25 protein-coding genes are annotated in these 24121 nt (G+C 59.3%); 10 read left to right on the top strand and 15 right to left on the bottom strand.

The window, feature by feature from the left end; translation table 11 throughout:
• Positions 1–99 precede the first annotated feature (99 nt).
• From ACIPY9_RS06260 to cmoB, 3 genes are all read left to right on the top strand, one after another.
• Positions 100–492 (top strand): protease inhibitor I42 family protein, encoded by a 393-nt coding sequence (locus tag ACIPY9_RS06260; protein ID WP_400698128.1) that lies wholly within the window; start codon positions 100–102, stop codon positions 490–492.
• A 112-nt stretch (positions 493–604) separates the two neighbouring features.
• Complete coding sequence (gene cmoA / locus ACIPY9_RS06255; protein ID WP_400698125.1) at positions 605–1348, top strand: carboxy-S-adenosyl-L-methionine synthase CmoA; 744 nt, start codon at positions 605–607, stop codon at positions 1346–1348.
• Positions 1345–2304 carry a tRNA 5-methoxyuridine(34)/uridine 5-oxyacetic acid(34) synthase CmoB gene (cmoB, locus tag ACIPY9_RS06250; RefSeq protein WP_400698123.1) on the top strand — a complete coding sequence of 320 codons (960 nt, stop codon included), beginning with the start codon at positions 1345–1347 and terminating at the stop codon, positions 2302–2304. The genes cmoA and cmoB overlap by 4 nt, the downstream gene beginning before the upstream one ends.
• A gap of 62 nt (positions 2305–2366) precedes the next feature.
• Here the strand turns inward: cmoB and pdxJ are convergent, their stop codons facing one another.
• From pdxJ to rpoE, 11 genes are all read right to left on the bottom strand, one after another.
• Positions 2367–3107 (bottom strand): pyridoxine 5'-phosphate synthase, encoded by a 741-nt coding sequence (pdxJ, locus tag ACIPY9_RS06245; RefSeq protein WP_400698120.1) that lies wholly within the window; start codon positions 3105–3107, stop codon positions 2367–2369.
• A gap of 50 nt (positions 3108–3157) precedes the next feature.
• Positions 3158–3841, bottom strand: a complete 684-nt coding sequence (gene recO / locus ACIPY9_RS06240) for a DNA repair protein RecO (protein ID WP_400698117.1) — start codon at positions 3839–3841, stop codon at positions 3158–3160.
• A gap of 68 nt (positions 3842–3909) precedes the next feature.
• Positions 3910–4812 carry a GTPase Era gene (era, locus tag ACIPY9_RS06235; RefSeq protein ID WP_400698114.1) on the bottom strand — a complete coding sequence of 301 codons (903 nt, stop codon included), beginning with the start codon at positions 4810–4812 and terminating at the stop codon, positions 3910–3912.
• Complete coding sequence (gene rnc, locus ACIPY9_RS06230) at positions 4805–5494, bottom strand: ribonuclease III (protein WP_117183829.1); 690 nt, start codon at positions 5492–5494, stop codon at positions 4805–4807. Before rnc ends, era begins: the two co-directional genes overlap by 8 nt.
• Entirely contained in the window at positions 5491–5868 is a 378-nt protein-coding gene (locus ACIPY9_RS06225; protein ID WP_400698111.1) for a DUF4845 domain-containing protein, read from the bottom strand. Before ACIPY9_RS06225 ends, rnc begins: the two co-directional genes overlap by 4 nt.
• A 109-nt stretch (positions 5869–5977) precedes the next feature.
• On the bottom strand, positions 5978–6832 hold the full coding sequence (gene lepB / locus ACIPY9_RS06220; protein ID WP_400698108.1) for a signal peptidase I: 855 nt from the start codon (positions 6830–6832) through the stop codon (positions 5978–5980).
• Positions 6833–6841: 9 nt separating this feature from the next.
• Positions 6842–8638, bottom strand: coding sequence for a translation elongation factor 4 (gene lepA, locus ACIPY9_RS06215; RefSeq protein ID WP_400698105.1), 1797 nt, complete (start codon positions 8636–8638; stop codon positions 6842–6844).
• A gap of 170 nt (positions 8639–8808) precedes the next feature.
• Positions 8809–10185, bottom strand: coding sequence for a DegQ family serine endoprotease (locus ACIPY9_RS06210; RefSeq protein WP_400698329.1), 1377 nt, complete (start codon positions 10183–10185; stop codon positions 8809–8811).
• Positions 10186–10529: 344 nt separating this feature from the next.
• Positions 10530–11489, bottom strand: a complete 960-nt coding sequence (locus ACIPY9_RS06205; protein ID WP_400698102.1) for a MucB/RseB C-terminal domain-containing protein — start codon at positions 11487–11489, stop codon at positions 10530–10532.
• A gap of 8 nt (positions 11490–11497) precedes the next feature.
• A complete protein-coding gene (locus ACIPY9_RS06200; RefSeq protein ID WP_400698100.1) occupies positions 11498–12091 on the bottom strand; it encodes an RseA family anti-sigma factor in 594 nt (197 codons plus the stop codon).
• Positions 12092–12123: 32 nt separating this feature from the next.
• Positions 12124–12705, bottom strand: a complete 582-nt coding sequence (gene rpoE, locus ACIPY9_RS06195; RefSeq protein ID WP_002554912.1) for an RNA polymerase sigma factor RpoE — start codon at positions 12703–12705, stop codon at positions 12124–12126.
• 494 nt (positions 12706–13199) lie between these two features.
• On the opposite strand from rpoE, the gene nadB reads away from it, so the two are divergent.
• Positions 13200–14816, top strand: coding sequence for an L-aspartate oxidase (nadB, locus tag ACIPY9_RS06190; RefSeq protein WP_400698094.1), 1617 nt, complete (start codon positions 13200–13202; stop codon positions 14814–14816).
• On the opposite strand, the gene ACIPY9_RS06185 is transcribed toward nadB, so the two are convergent.
• Positions 14785–15249, bottom strand: a complete 465-nt coding sequence (locus ACIPY9_RS06185) for a protein YgfX (protein WP_400698093.1) — start codon at positions 15247–15249, stop codon at positions 14785–14787. The two genes, nadB and ACIPY9_RS06185, sit on opposite strands and share 32 nt — an antisense overlap.
• Positions 15233–15487, bottom strand: a complete 255-nt coding sequence (locus ACIPY9_RS06180) for a succinate dehydrogenase assembly factor 2 (protein ID WP_400698090.1) — start codon at positions 15485–15487, stop codon at positions 15233–15235. Before ACIPY9_RS06180 ends, ACIPY9_RS06185 begins: the two co-directional genes overlap by 17 nt.
• A gap of 141 nt (positions 15488–15628) precedes the next feature.
• Here ACIPY9_RS06180 and ACIPY9_RS06175 point away from each other — a divergent pair, with 141 nt between their 5' ends.
• Together ACIPY9_RS06175 and ACIPY9_RS06170 are read left to right on the top strand one after the other, a co-directional pair.
• Positions 15629–16570, top strand: coding sequence for a YgfZ/GcvT domain-containing protein (locus tag ACIPY9_RS06175; protein WP_400698087.1), 942 nt, complete (start codon positions 15629–15631; stop codon positions 16568–16570).
• A 111-nt stretch (positions 16571–16681) separates the two neighbouring features.
• Positions 16682–17503 carry an HDOD domain-containing protein gene (locus ACIPY9_RS06170; RefSeq protein WP_400698084.1) on the top strand — a complete coding sequence of 274 codons (822 nt, stop codon included), beginning with the start codon at positions 16682–16684 and terminating at the stop codon, positions 17501–17503.
• On the opposite strand, the gene ACIPY9_RS06165 is transcribed toward ACIPY9_RS06170, so the two are convergent.
• Complete coding sequence (locus ACIPY9_RS06165) at positions 17497–18882, bottom strand: sensor histidine kinase (protein WP_400698082.1); 1386 nt, start codon at positions 18880–18882, stop codon at positions 17497–17499. The genes ACIPY9_RS06170 and ACIPY9_RS06165 overlap by 7 nt on opposite strands.
• A complete protein-coding gene (locus tag ACIPY9_RS06160; RefSeq protein WP_400698079.1) occupies positions 18875–19546 on the bottom strand; it encodes a response regulator in 672 nt (223 codons plus the stop codon). The genes ACIPY9_RS06165 and ACIPY9_RS06160 overlap by 8 nt, the downstream gene beginning before the upstream one ends.
• Positions 19547–19992: 446 nt before the next feature.
• Between ACIPY9_RS06160 and ACIPY9_RS06155 the strand changes: the two genes are divergently transcribed.
• The 4 genes from ACIPY9_RS06155 to ACIPY9_RS06140 all read left to right on the top strand — a co-directional run bounded on the left by ACIPY9_RS06155 (position 19993) and on the right by ACIPY9_RS06140 (position 24037).
• The gene (locus ACIPY9_RS06155; RefSeq protein WP_400698076.1) at positions 19993–20973 is read left to right on the top strand and encodes a Bug family tripartite tricarboxylate transporter substrate binding protein; all 981 of its coding nucleotides are present in this window, start codon (positions 19993–19995) and stop codon (positions 20971–20973) included.
• A gap of 61 nt (positions 20974–21034) precedes the next feature.
• Complete coding sequence (locus tag ACIPY9_RS06150; protein WP_400698074.1) at positions 21035–21493, top strand: tripartite tricarboxylate transporter TctB family protein; 459 nt, start codon at positions 21035–21037, stop codon at positions 21491–21493.
• A gap of 2 nt (positions 21494–21495) precedes the next feature.
• Entirely contained in the window at positions 21496–23007 is a 1512-nt protein-coding gene (locus ACIPY9_RS06145) for a tripartite tricarboxylate transporter permease (RefSeq protein WP_400698326.1), read from the top strand.
• Positions 23000–24037, top strand: coding sequence for an AbrB family transcriptional regulator (locus tag ACIPY9_RS06140; protein WP_400698071.1), 1038 nt, complete (start codon positions 23000–23002; stop codon positions 24035–24037). The genes ACIPY9_RS06145 and ACIPY9_RS06140 overlap by 8 nt, the downstream gene beginning before the upstream one ends.
• The last annotated feature ends 84 nt before the right edge of the window (positions 24038–24121 follow it).

The following is a 24121-nucleotide window of genomic DNA, read 5'->3' as shown; positions in this document are numbered from 1 at the left end:
CTTTGGGAGGGGGTCAGTCACCGCGGGCGATCCTCGATTCCCCATCCAAAACTCCTATCGGTTATGCTCCAGTCTCGTCACGCAAAACCGGACCTTGCCATGACCCCAGCCCGTCTTCTCGTACCCTTGAGCCTTGTTCTTCTGACAGCCTGCGCGCAGACGCCGAAAAACATTGTTTCGGTGGACGCCCAAAGCGACTGCCCGTTGACGCTCAAGAGCGGACAAACCCTGATGCTCACCTTGCCCAGCAACCCCACCACCGGATTCCGCTGGCAGGTGCAGAACCCCGCGCAGAACGTCCTGCGCAGCCTCGGGCCCGAGGTGTACAACAACTCGCAAAGCACGGAAATGGTCGGCAGCGGCGGGCAGTCGGTATGGCGCTACAAGGCGACCGATACAGGCACTGGCCGGCTGATGCTGATCTATCAGCAACCCTGGGCGCCTGAAGTGCCGCCCGAGCAGGCGTTCGAGTGTGAAATCACGGTGAACTGAGGCGTTTTTCGCGTCTTGCCCAACGGCTTATCCGACAGTCCATGATCACTCATGCATCCCGGCGACAACTTGGCTAGAATGCCCGCCTTTCAAAGCCTTCGCCGGAACCGCCGTGAGCAACGAACCCGACCGCATTTTCGCCCAGCCATTGGCTCAGGTGCCTGACTTCGCCTTCAACGAAGATGTCGTGCGGGTCTTTCCTGACATGATCAAGCGCTCGGTGCCCGGTTATCCGACGATCGTCGAGAACCTGGGGGTACTTGCAGCACAGTTCGCCAGACCCGATACCGTGCTCTATGACCTGGGCAGTTCGCTGGGTGCCGTGACCCAGGCTCTGCGTCGCCATGTGCGCAGCGAGGGTTGCAAGGTCATTGCTGTGGACAACTCGGCGGCCATGGTCGAACGCTGCCGCGAATACCTCAACGCGCAAGACTCGATGTTCCAGGAACTGCTGCCTGTCGAGGTCATCGAAGGCGACATTCTGGCCCTGCGATTCCAGCCCGCGTCGGTGGTGGCGCTGAACTTCACGCTGCAATTCATCGCGCCGGAACAGCGCCTGACGCTGCTGAGCAGCATTCGCCAGGCCCTCGTGCCCGGCGGCGCCTTGATCCTCTCGGAAAAACTGCGTTTCAGCGACGAACAGGAACATGCACTGCTGACAGACCTGCACATCGCCTTCAAACGCGCCAACGGCTACAGCGATCTGGAAATAGCCCAGAAACGCAGTGCCATCGAGAACGTCATGAAGCCCGACAGCCTGGAAGAACATCGCCAACGCCTGCTCGCCGCCGGATTCACCAAAGTCGTTCCCTGGTTCCAATGCCTTAACTTTGCCTCGTTGATTGCCCTGCCATGATTGATCTCGCTCCACTCGTACACCGCCTCAGAGGCACACCTCTGTCCGACTGGGCCAATGGCCTTCAGGCACAGCTCGACGCCAAGATGGCCAAGGGGCACGGCGATCTGCAACGCTGGCAGAGTGCGCTGGATGCGCTGCCTGAACTCACGGCCAGCCGTGTCGAGCTGGCCGACAGCTTTACCCTGGAAGTCGAGTGCGACACCGAAACACGTACGCAACTGCACAAGGCCCTGATGGGCCTGTCGCCATGGCGCAAGGGGCCGTTCGATGTCTTCGGGGTCCACATCGACACCGAGTGGCGCTCGGACTGGAAGTGGTCCCGTGTTTCCCCGCATCTGGATCTCAAGGGCAAGCGTGTCCTGGATGTGGGTTGCGGCAACGGCTATTACCAGTGGCGCATGCTGGGTGCCGGCGCCGAAAGCGTGATCGGTGTCGACCCCAACTGGCTGTTCTTCTGCCAGTTCCAGGCCATGCAACGCTATCTGCCGAACCTGCCCGCCTGGCATCTGCCTTTTGCCCTGGAAGACCTGCCTGCCAACCTTGAAGGCTTCGATACCGTCTTCTCCATGGGCGTGCTGTACCACCGCAAATCGCCCATCGACCATTTGCTGGCGCTGAAAGACTGCCTGGTCAAAGGCGGTGAGCTGGTCATGGAAACGCTGGTGGTGCCGGGTGATGCCCAGCAGGTGCTGGTCCCGGAAGACCGTTACGCGCAGATGCGCAACGTGTGGTTCCTGCCATCGGTTCCGGCGCTGGAGCTATGGCTACGTCGTGCCGGGTTCACCGATGTGCGCTGCGTGGATGTCAGCACGACGACCGTTCAGGAACAGCGCAGCACCGACTGGATGCGCTATCAATCGCTGAGCGACTTCCTTGATCCGAACGATCACAGTCGCACCGTGGAAGGCCTGCCAGCGCCGATGCGTGCGGTCATCGTAGGGCGCAAGCCATGAGTTTTCGCGGATGAATCCGCTCCTACATGGCCTGAGTAGGAGCGGATTCATCCGCGAAAGACTTACTTCGCTGCCGCCACAATCAGCGCTTTCATCTCGGCCACTGCGGCCTTGAAACCGACGAACAGGGCATGAGCCACCAGCGCATGGCCGATGTTCAACTCATTGATACCCTTGATGGCCGCTACCGCTTCGACGTTGTGATAATGCAGGCCATGACCGGCATTGACGATCAGGCCCTGAGCCACACCGAACGCCACGCCGTCCGCAATACGCTTGAGCTCTTCGGCCACTTCGGCCGGCGTCTGTGCATCGGCGTAACGCCCGGTATGCAATTCAATGGCAGGTGCGCCGACTCGTCTGGAAGCAGAGATCTGTTGCTCATCGGCATCGATGAACAACGACACTTCACAACCGATCTTCGACAACCGCTCGACCGCGGCCTTGATCCGGGCTTCCTGACCGGCGACATCCAGGCCACCCTCGGTGGTCAGTTCCTGGCGGGTTTCCGGAACCAGGCACACATGGGCCGGGCGAATACGCTCAGCGAAGGCGAGCATTTCTTCCGTGACGCCCATCTCGAAGTTCATGCGCGTCTGCAACACATCCTTGAGCAGCAGGACATCACGCTCCTGAATATGGCGACGGTCTTCACGCAGGTGCACGGTGATTCCATCCGCGCCCGCCTCTTCGGCATCCAGCGCGGCTTTCACCGGGTCCGGGTAACGTGTCCCACGGGCCTGACGCAACGTGGCCACATGATCGATATTCACGCCAAGAAGGATGCGAGTGCTTTGGGTCACGGGTGTCTCCTGAAATTTGATCGAAGCAGGCCGCAGAGCATAAAGCCTGTTCACGGCTTGCGAAACAGTTCGCGGCTCACTAATGGACGGCCACCCAGATGGACAGCCAGCGCCTGACGCATCAAGCGCTTGGCCGATGCCAGCGCGCCCGGAGCACTCCAGTCAGCCTCGGCCATGGCCAGTAGCTCTGCCCCCTGAAAAAGCCCCGGTTGCAGCAGGTAGACCCGCTCCAGGCCAGCGTCCACTTGCAGGCGATACAACCCGTCCGCCGCAAGAGGCTCACCATCGATATCGACATCCAGCGCAAAGCCGTAACCCAGATCATCCAGCAGCCGCCACTCGAACGAGCGCAGCAAGGGTTCCAGCGGACGGCCTTCGGCCAGGGCCATCAAGGTCGCGGCATAGTGATCGAATACGGCAGGATGCGGATCTTCCGAGGGAAGCAGTCGAATCAGCAGCTCATTGAGGTACATGCCGCTGAACAGGGCTTCGCCCGACAACCAGACGGCAACACCGGCGCTTTCCATGCGCCCGACATTCTTGAGCTCGCCACGTCCGCGAAACTCCGCTTCCAGAGGCACGAAGGGGCGCGCCAGCGTACCGGCCTTGCCACGGGCATTGCGCAGCACGGCCCGCAAGCGACCTTGCGGCGTCAGGAAGTCGACCAGGGCGCTGTTTTCGCGATACGCCCGGCTATGGAGCACATAAGCAGGTTGGCCGGTTGGCGTGCTCATCGGGCTGGCTCGAAAGAAGAGAAACTCACCCGGCCACAAAAAACGTCATGGCCGGATGACAGAACAGCTTAAAGGTCGCCGTAGCCCAACGAACGCAAGGCACGCTCATCGTCGGACCAGCCACCTTTGACCTTGACCCAGAGGTTGAGCATGACCTTGGAGTCGAACAGCAGCTCCATGTCGCGACGGGCATCGCTGCCAATACGCTTGATCCGCTCACCCTTGTCACCAATGATGATTTTCTTCTGACCGTCACGCTCGACAAGAATCAAGGCATGGATGTGCAGGGTACGGCCCTGCTGCTTGAACTCTTCGATCTCGACAGTGATCTGGTACGGAAGCTCGGCACCCAGCTGGCGCATGATCTTCTCGCGAACCAGTTCAGCCGCCAGGAAGCGGCTACTGCGGTCGGTGATCTGGTCTTCCGGGAAGAAGTGGTCGTTTTCCGGCAGATGCGAAGCGATCAGACCTTCCAGCGCATCGAGGTTGTGACCGTGCTGTGCGGAAATCGGCACGATGGACGCATTCGGCAGCTGGCCTTGCAGCCACTCCAGGTGCGGCATCAGCTCGCCCTTGTCTTCGATGCGATCGGTCTTGTTGATCGCCAGGATGACCGGGCCTTGTACGTACTGGACACGCTCCAGGACCATCTGGTCTTCCTCGGTCCAGCGGGTGCGGTCAACCACGAAGATCACCACATCGACGTCTTTCAACGCGGCCGAAGCGGTCTTGTTCATGTAGCGGTTGAGGGCTTTCTCGCTGTTCTTGTGCATGCCGGGGGTATCGACGTAGATCGCCTGCACGGCGCCTTCGGTCTTGATACCCAGCATGTTGTGGCGAGTCGTCTGCGGCTTGCGCGAAGTGATCGCCAGCTTCTGGCCCAGAATGTGGTTGAGCAGCGTGGACTTGCCGACGTTGGGACGGCCGACGATGGCAACATAGCCACAGCGGGTTGCAGTTGTATCAGTCATTACCGTTCTCCACGCCCAGGGCAATCAGTGCTGCGGCCGCGGCGACCTGCTCGGCAATCCGACGGCTGACACCCTGACCTCGACTCTTTTCATTCAATAAGGTGATCTCGCATTCGACGAAAAACGTCCGGCAATGCGGTTCGCCCTGGATATCCACCACTTCGTAACGCGGCAACTCACAGGCACGGGACTGCAGGAACTCCTGCAAGCGGGTTTTCGGGTCCTTGTTGGTGTCGACCAGCGTCAGGCTGTCGAACTCGTTGGTCAGCCAGGCCAGGACACGCTCCCGTGCAACCTCCATCCCCGAATCCAGGTAGATGGCACCGATCAAGGCTTCAAGGGCGTCGGCCAGAATCGATTCGCGGCGAAAGCCACCGCTCTTCAATTCGCCAGAGCCCAGGCGCAGATACTCACCCAGGTCAAAACCACGGGCCAGCAATGCCAGGGTTTCACCCTTCACCAGTCGAGCACGCAAACGCGACAACTGACCTTCACGGGCCTGAGGGAAGCGCTCGAACAGCGCCTCACCGGCGACGAAGTTGAGAATGGCGTCACCGAGAAACTCCAGGCGCTCGTTGTTGCGACCGGCAAAACTGCGGTGGGTCAGGGCCAGGATCATCAGTTCCTGATCCTTGAAGGTATAGCCGAGCTGACGCTCCAGGCGGCTCAAGGATACGCTCACGGTTTACCCACGCTGAATTGCTGGTCGAACTTCATCACCAGATCGATGTTCTGGATCAACGGCTCACGCTGTTCATATTTCAAATGCGCGCTGAACTTGTTGTTCTGCACCGTTACCTTTAACGCCTTGTTCAAATCCACATCCTGAATATTGTTGACCTGCATGTTTTTACCGACATAACTGTAGAAATCGTCGACCGTGGTGATGTCCAGAGCCTGATTGCTATCGACCGCCTCGATGATTTTCTTCATCGACATGTAGTCGAGATAATGCGGAACCAGTTTGAACGCCGTACTGACCACAAAGGCGACCAGCGCCAGCGACACCAGCAAACCGACGAACGACAACCCTTTTTGAGAAGCAGAGGACTTCATATACAACCTCAAGGTTAGCCTGCCAACGCAATCGAGATGATTTATCGACAAGCCCCGTTTCAAGCCAGCCCAAATGAGATACGGCGCTGTTCTAGCAGCGCCGCATTGATTACTTGATCAACCCTACCCGAGAGAAGTTAGGGAAGTGACTGAGCTTGGGCTCAGGCCAGCTCATCCAGACGGCAAAAGCCTTGCCGACGATATTCCGGTCCGGGACCATACCCAGTTCATTCTTGGGAATGTTGGGGTCATCCCAGTAACGGCTGTCATTGGAGTTGTCCCGGTTGTCGCCCATCATGAAATAGTGCTCGGACGGTACGGTCCATTCGCTGTCGGGCGGCGCACGGTAGCGGCTCATTTCCTGACGGATCTGGTGCTCGACCTCACCCAGTTGCTCTTCATACAGCTCGGCACTGCCCAGGGTACCCGGCTCGCTGCCAATCAGCTTCTTCGCCACCAGCTCGCCATTGACGAACAGGCGCTTGTCGCTGGTGTAGCGGATATGGTCGCCCGGCAGCCCCACTACGCGCTTGATGTAGTTGACGCTCGGATCGCTCGGGTAGCGGAACACCATGACGTCACCGCGCTTCGGGTCGCCGATCTGGATCACTTTCTGATCCAGGACCGGCAGGCGAATGCCGTAGGAGAACTTGTTGACCAGAATGAAATCACCCACCTCCAGTGTCGGTTTCATGGAGCCCGACGGAATCTGGAAGGGTTCGACCAGAAAGGACCGGAGCACCAGTACCAGAAACAGCACCGGAAAGAACGACTTGCCGTACTCGACCAGCAAGGGTTCCTTGTTCAATTGCTCAACAACCGCGATGTCCGGCTGGCTGACACTGCCCTGATAGGTCGAGATGGCAGCCCGGCGGCGAGGCGCCAGGAGAACCAGATCGATCAGTGCAAGCAAGCCACAGACAAAGACTGCGATGACCAACAACAGCGGGAAATTTAGAGACATAGGACCTGACTATTCCAACCTGAGCACTGCAAGGAAAGCTTCCTGTGGAATCTCCACGTTGCCGACCTGCTTCATGCGTTTCTTACCGGCCTTTTGCTTCTCGAGCAATTTGCGCTTACGGCTCACGTCGCCGCCATAACATTTGGCCAGTACGTTCTTTCTAAGTGCCTTGACGGTTGTCCGGGCCACAATCTGCCCGCCAATGGCGGCCTGGATTGCCACGTCGAACATCTGCCGCGGAATCAGCTCTTTCATCTTCTCGGTCAACGCACGCCCTTTGAAGTGCGCGTTGTCACGGTGAACGATCAATGCCAGGGCATCGACCTTCTCACCGTTGATCAGCACATCGAGCTTGACCAGATTGGCTGACTGGTAACGATCGAAATGATAATCCAGAGAAGCATAACCACGGCTGACCGACTTGAGGCGGTCGAAGAAATCCAGGACCACTTCATTCATCGGCAGATCGTAGCTGACCTGTACCTGCGTACCGAGGAACAGCATGTCGCGCTGGACGCCGCGCTTTTCAATGCACAGCGTAATGACGTTGCCAAGGTGCTCCTGAGGCACAAGGATATTGGCCCGCACGATCGGCTCACGCATGTCCTCAATGGAAGACAGGTCAGGAAGCTTGGACGGGTTATCGACGTAAATCGTTTCACCGTTCTTGAGCAACAGCTCGAAGATTACCGTTGGCGCGGTGGTAATCAGGTCCAGATTGTACTCACGCTCCAGACGCTCCTGGATGATCTCCATGTGGAGCATGCCCAGGAAGCCACAGCGGAAGCCGAAGCCCAGTGCATCGGAGCTTTCAGGCAGGTATTGCAGCGAAGAGTCGTTCAGCGTCAGCTTTTGCAGCGCTTCACGGAAATCCTCGAAATCGTCGGAGCTGACCGGGAACAGACCGGCGTAGACCTGCGGCTGAATGCGCTTGAAGCCCGGCAGCACGTCCACATCCGGCGTGGAGCTCAGGGTCAGGGTGTCACCGACCGGTGCACCGTGAATGTCCTTGATGCCGGCGATGATGAAACCCACTTCGCCCGCTTTCAGGTCGACAGTGGCCGTGTGCTTGGGGTTGAACACACCCACGCTGTCGACCAGGTGAATCTTGCCGGTGGACTTGACGAGGATCTTGTCGCCTTTCTTGACCCGGCCGTGACGGACGCGCACCAGGGAGACAACGCCCAGGTAGTTGTCGAACCAGGAGTCGATGATCAATGCCTGCAACGGGTCTTCGATGTTGCCTTCCGGAGCCGGAATGGTCGTCACCAGACGCTCCAGCACCTCGTCGACACCCATGCCGCTCTTGGCGCTGCACGCCACTGCGTCGGTGGCATCGATACCGATGATCTTCTCGATCTCTTCCTTGACGCGGTCGGGATCGGCCTGCGGCAAGTCCATCTTGTTCAGAACGGGCATGACCTCAAGGCCCTGCTCGATAGCGGTGTAGCAGTTGGCAACAGACTGTGCCTCGACACCCTGACCCGCATCGACGACCAGCAGCGCGCCTTCACAGGCGGCCAGGGAGCGGCTGACTTCATAGGTGAAGTCCACGTGACCCGGGGTGTCAATGAAGTTCAGCTGGTAGGTCTTACCGTCGCGGGCCTTGTAGTACAGCGTGACACTATGGGCCTTGATGGTGATCCCGCGCTCGCGCTCAAGGTCCATGGAGTCGAGAACCTGCGCTTCCATTTCGCGCTCGGACAGGCCACCGCACATTTGAATGAAGCGGTCGGCCAGCGTCGACTTGCCATGGTCAATGTGGGCGATGATGGAGAAATTGCGGATATGACTCAAATCACTCACGGATCAACACTCAAAAAGGTTGCAGGCAGATTGCCCGCCGAAAAATAGCCGGGAATTGTACCTGAAGGAAGCAAGAGGCGTCACGCCCACAGGGAGGCAGATCGGCTCCGCCCGGCGGGCAACCACAAAAAAGGGCGGTGTCTACCGCCCTTTTTCGTCAAACCTGTCGCTTACTCAGCCAGTTTGAAGGTGATGAAACTGGCCCGGCCCTGACGCAGGACACGCATGGACACGGAACGGTCCTTCGGAAGATTCCTGGCCACTTCGGTAAACTGCTTCGCCGAAGTGATCGCCTGATTGCTCAGGTGCGTGATCACATCGCCCGGTTGCAGGCCGATCAAGGCCGCAGGACCGCCCTGCACTTCCTTGATGACGACACCGCCCTTGAGGTCGAAGGTCTTCTTCTGCTCGGCAGTCAACTCGATCACCGAAACACCGAGGCGATTGCTGCTGCGCTCGGCACCCGCTCCCGGAATACCCGTTTCCTGACCTTCGTCCGGCAAGGCACCCACAGTGACCGTCAGGTTCTGACGCTTGCCATCACGAATCACCTCAAGCTCGGCCTTGCTGCCGTCCTTGAGATTGCCGATCAGGTGAGGCAGGTCCGCGGACATCACAATCGGCTGACCGTTGGCACTGAGGATCACATCACCGACCTGCAGGCCGCCCTTGGCTGCCGGCCCGTCTTCAAGCACCTGGGCAACCAGGGCACCGGCAGGCTTGTCGAGACCGAACGACTCGGCCAGATCCTTGTTGACTTCCTGGATCACGACACCCAGCCAGCCGCGATTGACCTTACCGCTGGTCTTGAGCTGATTGGCGACATCCATGGCCACATCGATCGGGATCGCGAACGACAGGCCCATGAAACCACCGGACCGGGTGAAGATCTGCGAGTTGATACCCACCACTTCACCCGCCATGTTGAACAGCGGACCGCCCGAGTTACCCGGGTTGATCGCAACGTCAGTCTGAATGAACGGTACATAGGTATCGTTCGGCAGGCTACGGCCCTTGGCGCTGACGATCCCCTTGGTGACCGAGTGATCGAAACCGAATGGCGAACCGATTGCCAGTACCCACTCACCCACTTTCAGCTTGTTGGAGTTACCCAGCTTGGCGGTAGGCAGGTTCTTGCCATCGATTTTCAGAACGGCAACGTCTGTGCGTGGATCGGTACCGACCAGCTTGGCCTTCAACTCGCTGCGATCGGAAAGACGCACGATGATTTCATCGGCACCATCGATCACGTGATTGTTGGTCAGGACATAACCATCGGCAGAAATGATGAACCCCGAACCCAGCGACTGGGCTTCGCGCTGGCGATCACCCTTTCCTGGCGAACGGGATCCTGGCGGCATGCTGCGCTCGAGAAACTCGCGAAGCATGGGCGGCAAGCCTTCCAGGTCGGGTACCTGACTCGCGACTGCACGATCAGGCATTTTTTGACGGGTGCTGATATTCACTACGGCAGGCGAAGCCTGCTCAACCAATCCGGTGAAATCCGGCAAGTCCTCGGCCTGAGCCACAGCGACCTGTCCGAGCATCAGCACGGCAGCTATCAGTGAAAGATAAGATTTCAAGCTTGGTATCGACATACGGCTCCCGTTAACAACGAGCAAAGTTAAGCAGTACAGAGCGACCGATCCGGATATCGCCTACATCGCACTCAACCGCGACACGATCCCGGATCAGCTTTTGGACCCCAGAAACGACAAAGGCCAGAGCTGCAAGGCTGTGACCTATAGAAAAAAACGAGGGCTTTTGCAACTTGCAAAGTTCACCAAACATTTCAGCATCTCAACCCAAGACCCCGTGAACTCTGGCCTGGCGACTTGTCGAGCCCAAGATGAAAACTTTTACATCCCGGGCTTTGAGATCGTTTTCAGACTTATTGACTGGCCTGGACATCGGTACTGCGCATGGACAATGCCACATGTTCGGCCGTCCCCATCGGAATCTCGCCAACCACTGTCACCATCGAGACACCACGCGGTGTCGTGAGTCGACGCGACACGGCAACGGTAGGCCCCAACTGAGTACGGATATCCGTTGACGATGTATCGCTTACCGGCTCGATAAACACGGAAAAACGCGCCAGACCGTCGCTGTACATCAAACTGGTGACCAGCGCCTTTGAGGTTTGATCCTTGCGGGCAGCGCTACTGCTGAGTTCAAAGCCAGGCGGCAACCATTCGGAACGCCACGCGACAGGACCACTCGACGCCTCAGCCCTGGCCTTCGCGACGCCGACCGGCTTGCAATCGGAACTGGCCTGCAACGATGAATCCGAAGGCACGTCAGCGGTATCGAGTTCAGTGAACTGGAAACGCTCCAGCAACTGCCCTTTCTCGCTCAACAGCAGAGACTTGAGCGGCAGACCGGTTTCGTTGTCCACATGCAGTTCGATGCCATACCGATGCTGATCCTTGGGCGTCATGGCCACAATGGTCGCAGCACGTCCCGCCACCCGCGACTTGCCGACGATGGTCATGTCGTACCAGGCCGAAAGCTTCTTGACGTCGAAGACGCGGGCGGAGGAGTCCGAAGGATTGGCGACACCCGACACGAGCGTGCCGCTGACGCACTGGGTCAACCCGTCGAGACGCACGACTTCCTGAGCGGAACCATCGAGCTGCAACAGTCGCTCCTTCACCTTGCCATCAGTTACCCGATGCCAGATACGGTGAGTGGAGAAGCTGCCATTACGTTCGTAGACGAAGGTGCCTTGATAGCTTTGCTGCTGGTTGGCTTGCGCAAGACGCTTGAACATGTCTTGCGCATCATCGGCATGCACGGGAAGGGCAAGCCATCCACCAAGCAGAAACGGCAACAGAGGGATGGCTCGCATGTTTTTCCTTAGCGGTTTTCCAGGCTGGCAGCGCGTGCATATGGCAGTGCGCTTTCAGTGCCTTTCAACGCAGCTTCCTGTGCGTGTTGACGCAGGTAGCCTGGCAGACGCTGATCGCCTTCAGCGGCCTGACCTTGCAGGACACCATTGGCCATCGGGCCTGTGGCCTGCTCGGAGCTTTCTGTGTAGCCAGCCAGTACGGCCGGGCCTTTTACTTGAGGTACGGACAGGTTGGCCGGCTGCTGAACCTGCTGAGCCAGTTGTGCGCCTGCAATATCGTCCTGATTGTAAAGACGGACACCGGCCAGAACGGCAACGGTCACCGACGCGGCAACGGCCAGACGACCCAGCGTGCGCCAAGGGCCACGTGCGACCTTGAGCGGGCTGACTTCATCGGCGATAGCGGCAGATACAGCAGCCGAAATATCCAGATGAGGGATCAGCAGTTCCTTGTGCATCGCTGCACGGGCAACCTGGTAACGCGACCATGTGGCACGTGTTTCCGCATCGTCAATGGCATTCAATACCCGACGTAATTCCAATTCATCCGCTTCGTTATCCATCACTGCGGACAGCGATTCCTGCAGGGCTTCACGACTCATGGCGGGTTCCTCTCTTGGCTATCGCCGCTGTCTCAGGATTCCTGCAACAACGGCTGCAGGGCTTTATCGATGGCTTCCCGAGCGCGGAAGATCCGGGAGCGCACGGTACCAACAGGACATTGCATGACGCTTGCAATGTCTTCGTAACTCAGACCATCGAACTCACGTAAAGTTAGTGCCGTACGTAAATCTTCCGGGAGAAGCTGGATGGTCCGATGGACTGTGCCCTCGATCTCATCCCTCAACAATGCGCGTTCTGGCGATTCGATGTCCTTGAGGCCATGATCGCCGTCGTAGAACTCCGCATCCTCAGACCTTACATCGCTATCCGGTGGACGCCGACCGCGCGACACCAGATAGTTTTTCGCCGTGTTGATGGCGATGCGGTACAGCCATGTATAGAAAGCACTGTCGCCGCGAAAGTTTCCAAGTGCGCGATAGGCCTTGATAAAGGCTTCCTGCGCAACATCCTGAGCCTCATGGGTGTCGTGCACGAATCGCACGATCAACCCTAGAATCTTGTGCTGATACTTCAGCACCAACAGATCAAATGCTCGCGTGTCACCGCGCTGAACGCGCTCGACAAGCTGCTGATCCTCTTCCTGGGTTAGCATGAACACTCCTCGTTGAGCTTGGAGGGGTGCAGCTGCTGCCATTTCTCAGGCTCGCAAACATAGACTCGGGCTTTTCGCAAAAGTTCTCCCCCTTCAAGCAAGTTTCCTGCGTACAGTGATTTGTCACGCACGAAAAACGCAGCGCGAACAATGTCGGCTGCGTAAATAGTCTTGTCGTCGATTCCGCGGTCGATAATGCATCGACCCATCGCAATACGACGCGGTCCCTTTACAGGCAACCTGCTATGGAGCCGGGCCTCAATAAAAAGTTCCCAAAACCCGAATGCAGGCGCAAGACACGCTGCAACCGCTCAGAGCCAAACCCGACCCGTGGTAGAAACCCCACCGACCGACTCAACGGAAAACGGTATGCATGAGGTCAAGGACTGGCGCACAATCCGAGCCCGCAGTGGTCTCACAATGCCATAAAAGCGAGGCTATTGTGCCGATCCCCCCTTACTTATACTAGTGGCCGCTAACAGCGGAATTCATACATGAGTCAACATTTTCAGCACGATGTACTGGTGATTGGCAGCGGTGCGGCAGGCTTGAGCCTGGCGCTGACCCTTCCCGAACATTTGCGTATCGCCGTCCTGAGCAAGGGCGACCTTTCCAACGGCTCGACATTCTGGGCCCAGGGCGGCGTCGCGGCCGTGCTGGATGACACCGATACCGTGCAGTCTCATGTGGAAGATACGCTCAATGCAGGGGGCGGACTCTGCAATGAAGAAGCCGTGCGCTTCACCGTCGAACACAGCCGTGAATCCATTCAGTGGCTGATCGACCAGGGCGTACCCTTCACCCGTGGCGATCATTCGGGCACCGAAGAAAGCAGTTTCGAATTCCACCTGACCCGCGAAGGCGGCCACAGCCATCGCCGTATCATTCATGCGGCGGACGCCACCGGCGCGGCGATTTTCAAGACGCTGTTCGAGCAGGCCAGCAAAAGACCGAACATCGAGCTGCTGGATCAGCGCGCTGCCATCGATCTGATTACCGAGCGACGACTCGGCCTGCCGGGGCAGCGCTGCCTGGGCGCCTATGTCCTCAACCGCAAGAGCGGCGAAGTCGATACCTACAGTGCCCGCTTCACGATTCTGGCCTCGGGCGGGGCCGCGAAGGTCTACCTCTACACCAGCAACCCGGACGGCGCCTGTGGCGATGGCATCGCCATGGCCTGGCGCTCCGGTTGCAGGGTCGCGAACCTGGAGTTCAATCAGTTCCACCCGACCTGCCTCTACCATCCGCAGGCCAAGAGCTTTCTGATCACCGAAGCACTGCGCGGCGAAGGGGCCTATCTCAAGCTGCCCAACGGCGAGCGCTTCATGCCGCGCTTCGATGAGCGCGCCGAACTGGCTCCGCGAGACATCGTGGCCCGCGCCATCGACCATGAAATGAAGCGCCTGGGCATCGACTGTGTCTATCTGGACATCAGCCACAAGCCCGAAGCCTTTATCAAAAGCCATTTCCCGACGGTCTACGAACGCTGTCTGGAGTTCTCCATCGACATCACCCGGCAGCCGATCCCGGTGGTGCCAGCGGCGCACTACACCTGCGGCGGTGTCATGGTAGACAGCAAGGGCCGCACCGATGTGCCCGGCCTGTATGCGATCGGTGAAACCAGCTTTACCGGCCTGCACGGCGCCAATCGCATGGCCAGCAACTCGCTGCTGGAGTGTTTCGTCTATGCCCGCTCGGCGGCTGCGGACATCGAGGCCCAACTGAGCGATATCAGCATGCCGGCCAACCTGCCTGCCTGGGACGCCAGCCAGGTCACCGACTCGGACGAAGACGTCATCATCGCCCACAACTGGGACGAACTACGGCGATTCATGTGGGACTATGTGGGCATCGTGCGGACCAACAAGCGCCTGCAACGCGCCCAACACCGGGTCCGTCTGCTGCTGGACGAGATCGACGAGTTCTACAGCAACTATAAAGTCAGCCGCGACCTGATCGAGCTGCGCAATCTGGCCCAGGTGGCTGAACTGATGATTCGCTCGGCCATGGAGCGCAAGGAGTCCCGGGGCCTGCATTACACGCTGGACTATCCGGAGATGCTGCCCGAGGCGCTGGACACTATTCTGGTACCGCCCACCTACGCGGGCTGAATTTCAGACGTACGCGCAGACGTCGATGGGTATCCGGCGTCAGCGCATCGCGGGGAATGCAGAGGCTTTTCACAAAGTGCCCGGCGCGCCCTGCCTTTACCGGGCGAAAGCGCAGGATCACGATCCATGGCAGGGCCAGGCTGTCACGGCATAACTGCACAGGCTGCCAGCCACCCTGCTCGCTCCACAGCTGCCAACCCTGGCGATCACGCCGCAGTGCCTTGAATGACGAGGCATGACTGAGCAGGATCGACCTGGGAAGCACCCACAGGCCGTGTACCAGACAAAGCGCAACGCCGGACACACAAGCCCAGCGGGGGATATCGAGCCAGTACAGGGCAACGAAGGCCAGCAACTGGGCGCTCAGATATCCCGCCAGCAGCAGGCGTGAGGCCTGCCAATGGCACTCGAAGCGATCACTTGGGCTGGACACGATCCAGAATCATGCGAACCATGCGCTGCAACTCGGGATCTTCCGATTCGGCACGCTGCATGAACCAGCCGAACATGTCCTGATCCTCGCAGTTGAGCAGACGGCGATAAAGCTCACGATCTTCTTCATTCAAATCCGGGTAGACTTCCCGGACAAACGGCACCAGCAGCACGTCCAGTTCAAGCATGCCGCGGCGGCTGTGCCAGTAAAGGCGGTTGAGTTCAACGTCTTCGACCATGGAGCGCTCCTCAAAGTAGGCCGCGAGTATACAGCCGCAAGCCTGTTGAGCGAATCGCACAATAGTCGCAGCAGTTTTCATGTACCCATATTCACGAGTCGGCACTATGATGTGCCCCAGACTTTTCCACTTGCGATGACCATGGCCCACTCAGCTTTTTTCTGCACGCTATCCCACGAAGGCGTTCTTGCCGTCCGCGGCGTGGATGCCAGTAAATTCCTTCAGGGTCAGTTGACCTGCAACCTCAATTACCTGAGCGACAGCAAATCCAGCCTGGGTGCCCGCTGCACACAGAAAGGCCGCATGCAATCCAGCTTCCGCATCGTGCTTGAAGGCGATGGCTGCCTTCTGGCCATGGCCAGCGAGCTGATAGAGCCGCAATTGCTGGACCTGAAAAAGTACGCCGTGTTTTCCAAGTCCAAACTGACCGATGAAAGTGCGGCCTGGGTGCGCTTCGGCCTTCAGGACGGCGACGGTGCCCTGGTCAGCCTCGGGCTGGACCTGCCACAGGACACCGACGCCCTGGTGAGCGCCAATGACCTGATTGCCCTTCGCGTGTCCCCTGCCCGCGCCGAACTCTGGGTTCGTGCCGAACAGGCAGACAGCGTGAAATCGCGACTGGCCGCCCAACTGGCTGAAGGCTCGCTCAATGACTGGCTGCTGGGCCAGATCCGTGCCGGTATCGGTCAGGTTGTAGGCAGCACACGCGAAGAGTTCATCCCGCAGATGATCAACCTGCAGGCGGTCGGTGGCGTCAGCTTCAAGAAGGGCTGCTACACCGGCCAGGAAATCGTGGCCCGCATGCAATACCTGGGCAAGCTCAAACGTCGGCTTTACCGCCTGACGCTGGCAACCACCGACCTTCCCGAGCCCGGCACGGCACTGTTTTCTCCCGTGCATGCCAGCGCGGTGGGGAATGTCGTCATCGCGGCCAACGCCGAATCCGGCATTGAGTTGCTGGCAGTCCTGCAGGCCGATGCCGCAGAAGACGGCCACCTTCACCTGGGCTCGCCAGAAGGTCCGGCCCTGCACGTGAGTGATCTGCCTTATACGCTGGACAGCAAACTCGAAACCCAGCGTTAAGTGCGATAGCGAACACCTACATAATCCGACTGTCACAAAAGCTATTCGGCCCCCTGGCGCTTATATGGCGTCCAGGGGGTGTGAACACCCCCAACGGCTGCGAGATGCAACATGAGCAAGATGGCTGACGAGGTGCAGAGAAACCTGATCAAGGCGATCGACAGAGATGCCTTGTTTTTGCCTACCCTGCCAGAGGTAGCACTTAAAATTCGTCTGGCTGCCGAGAACACCGAAATAAGCATTGCCGAACTGAGCAAAGTCATCGGCAGCGACACCGCGCTTTCCGCACGGCTGATCAAGGTTGCGAACAGCCCACTGCTGCGCGCCAACTTTGAAGTCAGCGACGTGAACACCGCCATTCGTCGCCTGGGCGTCAATTACACCTGCAACCTGGCCATCGGGCTGGTGGTCGAGCAGATGTTTCACGCCAAGTCGGAAGTCATCGAACAGAAGATGCGCGAGATCTGGAAACAGAGCCTGCAGGTGGCCGGGATCAGTTACACCCTGTGTCACCGTTACACCCATCTGAAACCGGATCAGGCGACGCTCGCCGGGCTGATTCACCTGATCGGCATCCTGCCGATCCTGACCTATGCCGAAGACCATTTCGAGCTGCTGGCAGACCCGGTCAGCCTCAATCACGTGATCGACAACATTCACCCGATCATCGGTGAGCGCCTGCTGCGCTCATGGGATTTCCCGGAGCCACTGGCGGCCGTTCCAGCCCAGTTCCAGGACTTCACCCGCGTATCGAAAAGCGCCGACTATATCGATCTGGTACAGGTTGCCACCCTCCACATACACAGGGACACCGGGCATCCTTTCAGCCAGATCGATATCGTCGACCTGCCGGCCTTTCATCAATTACGACTGAATGTGGCCGGCGGACTGTTGAGCGCTGAAATGGACGCTGCGATGGACATGCTTTACTGAAAGGCCGCAAAACTGACCCGCACCTTCAAGCCGCGCTCAGCACCGTCATGCAACGTGATGTGTGCCAGGTGAGCGCGGCAGATCTCTCCGACGATCGCCAGCCCCAGCCCTGAGCCGCTCCCCTGCTGATTACGGCGGTAGAAGCGCTCGAAGACCCGCTCACGATCCTCTTCCGGGATGCCCGAGCCATCATCTTCGACTTCGAGAATGCAGGGCGCATAGACCCGCAAGATCACGTTGCCGCCCACGGGCGTATGCGCCAGGGCATTGTCGACCAGATTGCTCAGCAGCTCGTTGAGCAACGTCGGTTCACCACGCAGCCAGACCGGCTCGTTGGCTTCAAGGGCCAACGCCACACCACGGGAATGCGCCAGGGGCGCCATCGCCATGCCCAGTTCGCGAGCCAGCTGGCTCAGATCCAGTTCCTGCACGCCGCCCTCGGCAATCGCCCGGGCACCGTTTTCAATGCGCGCCAATGACAGCAACTGATTGGCCAGCGATGTCAGGCGGTCCGTTCCCTGGGATGCCGCCTCAAGGGTGGTGCGCCAATGAGCCGGATCAGGATCCCGCAAGCCCAGTTCGACCCGCGCCTTGAGCGCGGCCAGAGGCGTGCGCAGTTCATGGGCCGCATCGGCAATGAATTGCGCCTGACGCTCGAACTGCTGGCGCAGGCGTTCGGTGAAATGGTTGAGCGCATTCACCAAAGGGCGCAGTTCATGCTGGACCTCGACCATGGGCAATGAACGCAGGTCATCGGGCTGCCGCTCTTCCACTGCAGTACGCAGCCGTTCAAGCGGACGCAGTGCGGAACTGACCGTGATCCAGACCAGCAACAGGGCTCCGCCTCCCAGCATGCCCAGCCTCAGCAGCGTGTCGGCCATCAGACTGCGAGCCATCCGCACCCGGGCCTCCTGGGTTTCAGCCACACGGATTTCCGCAATGCCGTTCATGCCTGGCTCGCTGACCGGCTTGAGCAGGCTGACCACCCGTACGTCCTGCCCCAGATAAACCCCGTTATAGAACTTGGCCAGCGCCGGGTAATCGTCGGTACGCAAGGTACCGGGCGGCGGAGACGGCAGGTTTTCATAGCCGGAAATCAGCGTCTTGTTGATGTCGTTGACCTGATAGTAGATCCGGCCTTCGCTGTCGTAGACGAAGGTATCCAGCGCCACATAAGGCACATCGGCGCTCAGCGTACCGTCACGCTGAGTCAGCCCCGCCGCGATGGTCCGCGCCGATGCCAGCAGGGTCCGGTCGTAGGCCGTATCGGCAACCTCGCGCCCGTTCCAGTAAGCGCTCATGCCGCTGGCCAGCATCAGCATGACCAGCAGCAATGCCAGGTTCCATAACAGCCGCCAGCGCAGGCTGTCGTTACGCATCACGGTTTTCCAGCAGATACCCAAGGCCACGGAAAGTCACGATGGCCACAGGGTGACCGTCGAGCTTCTTGCGCAAGCGATGGACATAGATTTCGATGGCATCCGGGCTGGCCTCTTCATCGAGACCGAACACCTGGGCCGCCAGTTGTTCCTTGCTCATCACCCGCCCCGGCCGGGCAATCAACGCTTCAAGCACGGCCTGCTCACGGGAGGTCAATGTCATCAGCTCATTGCCCAGGGTGAAACGCCTGATGTCCAGGTCATAGGCCAACACACCACAGCGCTGCTGACGCTCACCGCCCAGCACACTGCGCCGAAGCAGTGCCTTGACTCGTGCTTCCAGCTCCGACAGCTCGAATGGCTTGGCCAGGTAATCGTCGGCTCCCAGGTTCAGGCCATGTACCCGGTCCTTGACGTCGCTGCGGGCGGTCAGCATCAACACCGGGAGGTTCTTGCCTCGTGCCCGCAGACGGCCCAGCACTTCAAAACCGTCCATGCGCGGCAACCCCACATCGAGGATTGCCACGGCGTATTGCTCGCTACTCAAGGCCAGATCGGCCGCGACGCCATCGTGTAATACATCTACGTTCAAACCCGCGCCCTTGAGCGCCTGCGCAATACTTTCAGCCAGTTGCAGATGGTCTTCGACGAGAAGAACACGCATCGCCGTCTCCTGATTCTGGATATTGTTATAAAGGCACGGGAGCGGAGTTTACAGGCGTGCCACAACCTGTGAAGCATTGAAACAACTCGATGCGATTACGCTTCTCATCCAAAGATAGTTGAAAGGTTTTTGAAAGGTTCACCATTTAGCATCGCAACGCAGCCCGTAAAAGGGCATACAAACAAAGGCGCCTGGATGCGTCTGTAGAATAAAAACAATAAACGGAGTCAACCATGCCAAAGCCATCTCTGGCTCTTGCGTTCGTCCCTCGCCCTGAAAACTCAGGCGCGTTTCTCTTGCTTCACACCGGTTTGTCGAGCGTCCGCTCCCCTCATTCACGTCGACGATAACCCGTATCGGTCAGCGGTATTGCTTGCCGCATGCCCGAAAATCGCACTGAACAGCTTCTCTAATCCAAAAACAAAAAACGCTTCAGGAGACTGACCATGATTCCATCCCTGCGTCATTTGAGCCTGGCCGCTGGCTGCATGCTGGTTGCCACCCACCTGTTCGCCGCAGAACCCAAGCGTCCGGAATGCATCGCACCGGCTTCGCCGGGTGGCGGCTTCGACCTGACCTGCAAGCTGGTCCAGAGCGCTCTGATCAATGAAAAGATCCTGACCTCTCCCATGCGCGTGACCTACATGCCAGGCGGTGTCGGAGCCGTGGCCTACAACGCCGTGGTCGCCCAGCGCCCAGCCGATGCCGGAACACTGGTGGCCTGGTCCAGCGGCTCGCTGCTCAACCTGGCGCAGGGCAAGTTCGGCCGTTTCGATGAAAATGCCGTGCGCTGGCTCGCGGCCGTCGGCACCAGCTATGGCGCTATCGCGGTCAAAAGCGATTCGCCTTACAAAAACCTCGATGATCTGGTCAAGGCACTCAAGACCGATCCCAGCAAGGTCGTGATCGGCTCCGGCGGCACCGTTGGCAGCCAGGACTGGATGCAGACCGCTCTGATCGCAAAAGCCGCAGGCATCAACCCGCGCGAATTGCGTTATGTCGCCCTTGAAGGTGGCGGTGAAATCGCGACCGCCCTGCTCGGCGGGCACATTCAGGTCGGCAGTACCGACATCTCCGACTCCATGCCCCACATCCTGAGCGGTGACATGCGCCTGCTGGCGGTGTTCGCAGAGAAGCGTATCGACGAGCCGGAAATGAAAGACATTCCGACCGCCAAGGAGCAGGGTTACGACATCGTCTGGCCGGTGGTTCGCGGTTTCTATGTCGGCCCCAAGGTCAGCGACGAAGCCTACAACTGGTGGAAGGAGTCGTTCGACAAGGTGCTGGCGTCTGAAGACTTCGCCAAATTGCGCGATCAGCGCGAGCTGTTCCCGTTCGCCATGACCGGCGCGGAACTGGACACCTACGTCAAGAAACAGGTGGCCGACTACAAGATGCTGGCCAGGGAATTCGGCCTGATTCAGTGATTGAACTCAATTGACTGACAAAACGTCGGGCCTGTCAGCCAGGCCCGACCAGGAGTTTCCCATGGTCTTGCAACGCATTTTCGCTGCCGTGCTGTTACTGGCATGCGCCGGCCTGGCCCTGATGGCCTGGCCTTATCAGGCACCTTTTTCCTATGAACCCGTCGGCCCCCGGGCCTTTCCGCTCTTGATGCTGAGCCTGATGGGCGTGGCGCTGCTGTACATGCTGATTCGCCCGACGCCCATCGTGCACTCCGAAGACGAGCCGCCTCTGGATCGCGAAACCCTGATCAAGATCGGCACCTGCATCGCACTGTTGCTGGTCTTTGCCGGCCTGTTCGAGCCGCTGGGCTTCATTCTCAGCAGCATCCTGATCGGCATTCCCATGGCACGCCTGTACGGCGGGCGCTGGATGCCGAGCGTCGTGGTCGTGACCCTGATGAGCGTCGGCCTTTATCTGCTGTTCGATAAAACCATGGACGTTCCCTTGCCCTTGGGCCTGCTCAGCGTTCTGGAGAATTGATGATGGATACTTTCAGCTACCTGGGTCAGGGATTCGATGTCGCCCTCACCCCTTACAACCTGGTCACAGCCCTTTCCGGCACCTTGATCGGTACCATCGTCGGCCTGCTGCCGGGCCTTGGACCGATCAACGGCGTAGCGCTGCTGATTCCCATCGCCTTCGCCCTGGGCCTGCCACCGGAGTCGGCACTGATCCTGCTGGCAGCGGTGTATCTGGGCTGCGAATACGGCGGTCGCATCAGCTCGATTCTGCTGAACATTCCCGGCGAGGCCTCAACGGTCATGACCACGCTGGACGGCTACCCGATGGCCCGCAAAGGACTCGCCGGTGTCGCCCTGTCGCTGTCGGCCTGGAGCTCGTTCATCGGCGCGTTCATCGCCACCTGCGGCATGGTGTTGTTTGCTCCGATGCTGGCCAAATGGGCGATCGCCTTTGGACCGGCGGAATACTTCGTACTGATGGTGTTTGCGATTGTCTGCCTGGGCGGCATGGCCGGAGATCGACCGCTCAAGACCTTCATCGCAGCGCTGATCGGACTGTTTCTGTCGGCCGTGGGTATCGATGCCAACAGCGGCGTATACCGCTTTACCGGCGACAACATCCACCTGGCGGACGGCATTCAGTTCGTCGTGCTGGTTCTGGGCCTGTTTTCCATCAGCGAGATTCTGTTGCTGCTGGAGAAGACCCACCGTGGCCAGGAAGCGGTCAAAGCCACCGGACGCATGCTCTTCAACCTCAAGGAAGCTTCGGCAGTATTCGCGGTGAACATTCGTAGCGGCCTGATGGGCTTTGTACTCGGTGTCTTGCCGGGTGCCGGAGCAACCCTGGCCAGTGCCGTGGCCTACATGACTGAAAAACGCATTGCCGGCCCGGATGGCGAGTTCGGCAAGGGCGACATGCGCGGCCTGGCCGCCCCGGAAACCGCCATCGGTGCAACCGCCTGCGGCGCGCTGGTGCCCATGCTGACCCTGGGGGTTCCTGGCTCCGGCACCACGGCGGTGATGATCGGCGCCCTGTCGCTGTACAACATCACGCCCGGCCCGATGCTGTTCCAGCAACAACCGGACATCGTCTGGGGCCTGATCGCGTCGTTGTTCATCGCCAACATCATGCTGGTGATCCTCAACATTCCGATGATTCGTATCTTCACCCGCATCCTGGCCGTGCCGAACTGGGCACTGGTGCCGGTGATCGCGATCATTACCGGGATTGGCGTCTACGCCGTGCATGCCACGACCTTCGACCTGTTCCTGATGGTCGGTATCGGTATCTTCGGTTACATCCTGCGCAAGCTGGATTTCCCGCTGTCGCCGATCCTGCTCGGGTTCATCCTGGGTGGTCTGATGGAGCAGAACCTGCGTCGTGCCCTGTCGATTTCCAATGGTGCGCTGGAAATACTCTGGTCCAGTCCGATCAGCATGGGCGTCTGGGTCCTGACCCTGTTCATGCTGCTGTTCCCGCTGTTCCGCATCTGGCGCAAACGCGCCAGGTCCCGTGCGATGGCCAATGCCTGATCGCGGCTTGCGGAGCTGGTGGGGCACCCCGCTGGTCGGCCTGCTGGGCGGATACCTCGCCAGCCAGGTCGGCTGGCCGCTGCCCTGGATGGTCGGCTCGTTGCTGGCGATCATCCTGGTACGCTGCCTGACCCCCTGGCAACTGACCCAGATCCCCGGCGGGCGCAAGTGCGGGCAACTGATCATTGGCATCGGGATCGGCCTGCACTTCACCCCCGTGGTCATCGAGCAAGTGCTGGAACACTTCGGGCTGATTTTCTTCGGCGCGCTGGTGACCAGCCTTTCCAGCATGGTCGGAGTGTGGCTGATGTTGCGCACAGGAGAAGACCGCCCGACCGCGTTCTTCTCCAGCATGCCCGGCGGTTCGGGGGAGATGGTCAACCTTGGAGCACGCAATGGCGCAACCCTCAGCAGCGTGGCGGCGGCTCAGAGCCTGCGGGTGCTGGCGGTGGTGTTGTGTGTACCGGCCATCTTCAAATACTTGCTGGGCGATGGTGCTCCGGCGCTGCACGCCACCACCGTGGACTGGCGCTGGTTGCTGTTTCTGTTGCCCATGGGCGCGGTGCTGGCGTTTTTCTGGGAACGTCTCAAACAACCCAATCCCTGGCTGTTCGGCCCCCTGCTGCTCAGTTCGGTGGTCAGTGTGACCTGGGATTTGAAGATCGGCCTGCCCAACGGGGCCAGTCAACTCGGCCAGTTGCTGATCGGCAGCGGCCTGGGCTGTCATTTCAATCGTGAGTTCTTTCGACGGGCACCGTCCTTTCTCGGCAGAACGCTGATCGGCACAGCCCTGACCATGCTCATCGCTGCCCTCGCGGCCTTGGGCTTGAGCGCTCTCACCCATCTGGATCTGCGCTCGCTGACCCTGGGCATGATGCCCGGCGGCATCGCCGAAATGAGCCTGACGGCCGAGGTGCTTCAGCTTTCGGTACCGCTGGTGACGGCCATGCAGGTCATGCGCCTGTTGTTTGTGCTGTTTCTGGCTGAACCGTTGTTCAGACGCTGGAACAAACGAACCTCACACCTGTAGGACCGGATTCATCCGGGAAGGCGGTATTCCAGACGCGGTGTTTAATGCTGGAGTACTGATTCTTTCGCGAATGAATTCGCTCCT

This window comes from Pseudomonas sp. NPDC089734, assembly GCF_044748865.1.
Taxonomy (GTDB): domain Bacteria; phylum Pseudomonadota; class Gammaproteobacteria; order Pseudomonadales; family Pseudomonadaceae; genus Aquipseudomonas.
This window is presented reverse-complemented; position numbering and strand designations above follow the sequence as displayed.